The sequence below is a fragment of the Phenylobacterium sp. genome, assembly GCF_044371015.1.
Taxonomy (GTDB): Bacteria; Pseudomonadota; Alphaproteobacteria; order Caulobacterales; family Caulobacteraceae; genus Phenylobacterium.
Map to the genome: position 1 here is coordinate 1 of NZ_JBILUK010000204.1, position 5,800 is coordinate 5,800.

A 5,800-nucleotide genomic window follows, 5' to 3' on the forward strand; every position below is an offset into this window, starting at 1 on the left:
ACGGGATGGGCGTGCTCTCCATCGGTTCCAACTCCGACCAGGGACTGGCGGCGCTGCCCACCCAATGGGGCTTCGCCGAGCAGGCGGCGGCCAAGTACGGGCAGGTCGTCGACCGCAAGAACTGGCGCGTGCTGATGAGCTGGCACATCGCCGAGACCCGCGAGGAGGCCCGCGCCCAGGCCGGCCCGGGTCTGATGCACTGGCACAATGAGTACACGGTCGGCACGCTGATGCGGCCCGGCGCCGCGGTGTTCAAGAGCCCCGACGAGGCTGTCGACCAGACCGCCTTCGTGGACGGCGCCGCCGCCGTGATCGGCACGCCTGACGACCTGATCGCGGCGATCCGCAAGCTCAGCGCCTCGGCGGGCGGATTCGGGACAGTGTTGGGCTTTGCGCACGACTGGGCCAACCGCGAGAACACCGCGCGGAGCTGGGACCTGGTCGCCCGCTATGTGATCCCGGAGATCAACGGCCTCCTGGAAGGCTATCGCACCTCACGCCAGTACGTGATCGACAACCGCGAGTGGTTCGAGCGCGCCGGACAGGCGGTGCTCTCCAAGATCATGTCGCACGAAGGCGCCGCCGCAGCGCTCAAGGCCGGCATGGAGGGCGGCGTTGCGATGCGCTCGCCCAACGCGCCGGACCTCAAAAAGGCGGCTGCAGACGCCGCAGAGTAGCGCCTAGCCTACGACCGCGGCATGCCAGGGCGCGTAGGGGCCCTGGCCGAGCACCTGCGCCTGGATCCCGGCCAGGGCCTTGTTGACCGCGACAGTCACCGCCGTGTTGGGATGCACCGGGCGGCGCAGCGGGCGCTGACCCAAAGGCATGGCCATCAGCTCGGCCACGGCGCGCGCCACGTCTTTCGGGTCGGTGTTGCGCGGACCGGTCATCATGGCGCGGGTCTGGGCCACGGAGGTGGCGTAGGCCGCCATGCGGGCGGGTTCATTGCGGGCGAACATGGCCTCGGCCGCCCGGCCGCCGCTCTCCCAGATGCGGGTGGGATAACCGCCCGGCTGAATGATCGTGACCTCCACGCCAAAGGGCGCGAGCTCATAGGCCAGGGCCTCGAACGCCGCCTCCAGCCCCCACTTGGATGAGCAATAGGCGCCGATGTTGGGCATCACGATCCGCCCCAGCTGAGACGAGACCGGCATGATCAGCCCGGCCTTCTTCGCCCGCATGGCCGGCAACGCCGCCCGCGCCACCCGCAGGCTGCCCAGCAGGTTGGTCTGGAACTGGGTCTCCAGCGCGATCTCGTCCTGCAGTTCGATAGGGCCCGCCCCGCCGATGCCTGCGTTGGAGAGCACCGCGTCCAGCCCGCCGCCGGCGATCCGCTCGGCCGCCGCGACGCCGGCCACCACCTGGTCGGGCTTGGTGACGTCGATCTCCACCAGATGCACCTTGCCCGGTTTGCCCTTGGCCTCGGCCAACAGGGAGACCGCGTCGGGCCGCTTGCCGCCATCCAGGTTACGCATCGAGGCGATCACCGTGGCCCCCAGATCGGCCAGATGCAGCGCGCTCAGCCGCCCGAACCCGGAACTGGCGCCGGTGATCAGCACGGTCTTTCCGGCCAGCGAGGTCGGCGCCGGAGTCTGGGCCGCGGCGGGCGCTGCGATCGCGGCGAGGGAAGCGGCGCCGAGCAGACCGCGGCGATTGAGGGCGTGGGGCATGTTGTGTCCTGTGTTGGGCGCCTGGACCATAGAATGGGGGCTTTCCCTTGCTGCGCCAGGGGGGGAGGAGAACGACTATCGCCGGCCGAACAGCCGCTCGATATCGGCCAGCTTCAGTTCGACATAGGTGGGGCGGCCATGGTTGCACTGGCCCGAGTGGGGGGTCGCCTCCATCTGGCGCAGCAGCGCATTCATCTCCGGCGCCGTAAGCCGCCGTCCGGCGCGCACCGAACCGTGGCAGGCCATGGTCGAGCAGACCTCTTGCAGCCGCTCCGAGAGCGCCAGGGCCGAGCCGTGCTGTCCGAGGTCGTCGGCGATGTCGCGCACCAGGCCCGCGATGTCGGTCTCGCCCAGCAGGGCAGGGGTCTCGCGCACCAGCACGGCGCCCGGGCCGAAAGCCTCGACCACCAGTCCGAGGCCCGAAAGCTCCTCGGCGCGGCCGACCACCCGCTCCGCCTCTGCGGGGTCGAGCTCAACCACCTCGGGCAGCAGCAGCGCCTGGCGCGCCACGCCGCCCTCCGCCATCTCCACTTTCATGCGCTCATAGACCAGCCGCTCATGCGCGGCGTGCTGGTCGACGATCACGACTCCATCTCGGGTCTGAGCGACGATGTAGGTCTCGTGCACCTGGGCGCGGGCGGCGCCCAGCGGGAAGTCCAGAAGATCCGGTGTCGGCGCGGGCGCGGCGTCTTCCGCTATCCCGGCGAACTCGGCCCGGGCGCTGATCTCGCCCATGCCGGGAAGGCCCTGCGCGACGGGCGGCGGCTGCGTCCATCCGCCGCCGGACCAGGCCGAGTAGCCGCTGGCCCGAGGCGGCGGCGTGTAACCGCCCCCCGGCCGGAAGCCGCCGAGCGCGGCCATCGCCACGGTGGTCGCCGCCCGATGTCCGGCCCCGGCCAGGGCGTGACGCAAGCCGCCGACGATCAGTCCGCGCACAAGCCCCGGATCACGGAACCGCACCTCGGCCTTCGCCGGGTGTACGTTCACATCAACCTGGGTCGGATCGAGCTCCACATAGAGCGCCGCCACCGGGTGCCGGTCCCGCGCCAGAAAGTCAGCATAGGCGCCCCGCAGCGCCCCCTGCAGCAAACGATCCCGCACCGGCCGCCCATTCACGAACAGATGCTGGTGCGCCGCATTGCCCCGGTTGTAGGTCGGTAGGCCCGCATAGCCCGAAAGCCGCACGCCCTCGCGCTCATGGTCGATCAGCAGCGCGTTGTCGGAGAACTCGCGGCCCAGCACGGCGGCCAGTCTGGCGAGGCGACCCGCACTCCCCTCGGCCTCGGCCGGGAGGCGCAATGCGCGGCGGCCGTCCAGCTCCAGAGTGAAACCGACCGCCGGATTGGCCATGGCCTGGCGCTTGACCTCCTCCGTGATGGCCAGCGCCTCGGACCGCTCCGACTTCATGAACTTCAGCCGCGCGGGCGTGGCGTGGAACAGGTCGCGCACCTCCACGCGAGCGCCGTGCGGTCCGGCGAAGGCGGCCGGTCCCACCGCGCCGACCGCGCCGGCGTCGACCTGCAGGGCATTGGCCTCGGCCTGGCCCCGGGCCCGGCTGGTGATCGAAAGGCGGGCCACGGAACCGATGGAGGGCAGAGCCTCGCCCCGGAAGCCCATGGTGGCGATCCGCAGCAGATCATAGGCGCCTTCCGCATCCGGGCTGAGCTTCGAGGTCGCGTGCCGCTCCACCGCCAGGGGGAGTTCAGCGGCCGTCAAACCCGAGCCATCATCAGCCACCAGGATGCGGGCCAGGCCCCCGCCGTCGGCCTGGACGAGGATCTCGGTCGCGCCGGCATCCAGGGCGTTCTCGACCAGCTCCTTGACCGCGCTGGCCGGGCGCTCCACCACCTCGCCGGCGGCGATGCGGTTGATCATTTCGGGCGGGAGGCGGCGGATCGGCATGATGTTGATGCGCTTCAGTCTATAGATCGATTCCGAGGCGCCCATGGCCGTTCCGCATCGAACCTTCCTGTACTCGCTGCTTGCGTTGTTCCTGGCCGCGCCCGCCGCCGCCCAGACGCCTGCAGGCTCGGCGCCTGCAGCCCCGGCGCCGGTTCTTGATGATCCCAACGCCACGCTTGTGGATGAGCTGGTCGTGCGCGGCCGCCTGCCGGGTCCGGCCTGGTGGCGGGTCAGCGATGGCGACACAACCGTCTACATCCTCGGCGCGCCCTCGCTCGCGCCCAAGCAGATGCAGTGGGACCGGGTGATCTTCGAGCGGCGGCTGAAGGGCGCCAATGTGGTCATCCTGCCCTTCATCAACATCCGGGTGCGCGCCCTGGGTTCGCTGGGAACCGGCGTCGCTCTGCTGCGTCTGCGATCCGGCGGGCCGTATGAAAACCGACTCGATCCGGCCACGCGCGCGCGATTTGTGGCGGCCCGCACCCGCCTCGGCCAGGACGCCAGGCGCTACGCCACCACCAACCCCCTGGCGGCCGGCGTGCAGCTCGCGCTGGACTATCGGGACGGCAACGCCCTGACCAATTCAGACCCCGCCAAACTCGTCCGGCTTCTGGCCAAGCAAGCGGGCGTGCGAACGGTGGAAAAGACCTACGACCTCGGTCCTCAGCTTTCCGGAATTCTGAAGACCCCGCACGCCTTGGGCCGCATGTGCTTCGATGAGGTGCTGGCGCAGGCCGAGGCCGGGCCTGAGGTCACCCGCGCCGCCGCGCGCGCCTGGGCGGCGGGCGATGTCGCCGGTGCGCTGGCCAATGAACGCACCTACGAGCGTTGCCTGGCCGCCGTGACGGGCGGTCGAAGCTACGATGAACGCACCAAAGCCGACACCGCAGCGGCTATCGAGGCCGCGTTGAACACGCCCGGCCACGCCCTGGCCTTGGTCCCCCTTCGCCCCCTGCTGGCCGAACGCGGCGTGCTGGATCGCCTTCGCGCGCGCGGCTTCACGGTGAAGGCGCCGAACGCGGACTGAGGGACCCGGTCGCGAGATCGCTACCCCAGCGCGCGCCAGCCGATATCCCTTCGGCAAAAGCCGTCCTCGAAGTCGATGCTGTCGACGGCCGCATAGGCTCGATCGCGTGCGGCCCTCAGAGTCGGCGCCCAGGCGGTGACGTTCAGCACCCGGCCGCCGGCTGCGCGCAGGGTTCCCGCGTCGTCGCGGGTTCCGGCGTGGAACACCATCGTGTCGCCGGGCAAGGCGTCAGGAAGCCGGATGACGCCGCCGCTCACAGGGGCCTCCGGATAGCCTTTCGCCGCCAACACCACGCACACTGCAGCGTCGTTCCGCCAGCCGGGCGCCGGCAGTTCGTGCAGACGCCCGGTCGCGCAGGCCATCAGGTAGGGGACCAGATCACTCTCCAGCCGGGCCATCAGCACCTGACATTCCGGGTCCCCGAAACGGACGTTGAACTCCACCAGCTTGGGGCCGTCGCGGGTGGCCATCAGCTCCACGAACAGCACACCGCGATAGGGCGACCCGTCGGCGGCGATGCCGGCGAAGGCGGGCCTGGCGAGGCGCTCCATCACCTGGTCCACCAGTTCCGGCGTGAACACCGGCGCCGGCGAGTAGGTCCCCATGCCGCCGGTGTTGGGGCCTTTCTCACCGTCAAAGGCCCGCTTGTGATCCTGGGCCCAACCGAAGGGCATCACCGTGTTCCCGTCGCAGAGCGCGAACAGCGAGCCGATTTCGCCTTCGAGAAACTCCTCGATCACCACCCGCGCGCCGGCCGCGCCGAATCGGCCGCCAAAAGCATCGTCGATGGCCGCTTCCGCGTCGGCGCGGGTGGGCGCGATCACCACGCCCTTGCCCGCCGCCAAGCCGTCGGCCTTGATCACATAGGGCGCCGCGAAATGGGCCAGCGCCGCCTTCGCCTCGACCGCCGACTCGCAGGTCCGATAGGCCGAGGTCGGCAGGCCATGGCGATCGCAGAACGCCTTGGTGAAGGCTTTGGAGCTCTCCAGCTGACCAGCTGCTTTGGTGGGGCCGAACGCCGGAATGCCGGCCGCCGCCAGCGCATCGGCGAGACCTGCCGCGACCGCCGATTCCGGCCCGATTACAACCAGGTCGGCGGCGATCTTCCGGGCCAGCGCCACCTGTCCGGCCACATCGGTGACGGCGACGTCCTGCACCTCGCACTGGGCGGCCATGCCGGGATTGCCCGGGGCGGCGACGA

The 5,800-nt window shown here is 70.5% G+C and carries 4 protein-coding genes and 1 pseudogene; 2 read left to right on the forward strand and 3 right to left on the reverse strand.

Annotated elements, in window-relative coordinates; all coding sequences use genetic code 11:
• Positions 1 to 677, forward strand: a pseudogene (locus ACIQ3R_RS14280) (hypothetical protein); the annotation flags it as partial.
• A gap of 3 nt (positions 678 to 680) precedes the next feature.
• Here the strand turns inward: ACIQ3R_RS14280 and ACIQ3R_RS14285 are convergent.
• Both ACIQ3R_RS14285 and mutL read right to left on the reverse strand, forming a co-directional pair.
• Positions 681 to 1,670 (reverse strand): SDR family NAD(P)-dependent oxidoreductase, encoded by a 990-nt coding sequence (locus tag ACIQ3R_RS14285; protein WP_397419529.1) that lies wholly within the window; start codon positions 1,668 to 1,670, stop codon positions 681 to 683.
• 75 nt (positions 1,671 to 1,745) lie between these two features.
• A complete protein-coding gene (gene mutL / locus ACIQ3R_RS14290; protein ID WP_397419532.1) occupies positions 1,746 to 3,572 on the reverse strand; it encodes a DNA mismatch repair endonuclease MutL in 1,827 nt (608 codons plus the stop codon).
• A 43-nt stretch (positions 3,573 to 3,615) separates the two neighbouring features.
• Here mutL and ACIQ3R_RS14295 point away from each other — a divergent pair, with 43 nt between their 5' ends.
• Positions 3,616 to 4,599, forward strand: a complete 984-nt coding sequence (locus tag ACIQ3R_RS14295; protein ID WP_397419530.1) for a TraB/GumN family protein — start codon at positions 3,616 to 3,618, stop codon at positions 4,597 to 4,599.
• Positions 4,600 to 4,619: 20 nt separating this feature from the next.
• On the opposite strand, the gene purD is transcribed toward ACIQ3R_RS14295, so the two are convergent.
• A partial coding sequence (gene purD / locus ACIQ3R_RS14300) for a phosphoribosylamine--glycine ligase (RefSeq protein WP_397419531.1) occupies positions 4,620 to 5,800 on the reverse strand: 1,181 nt, incomplete at its 5' end.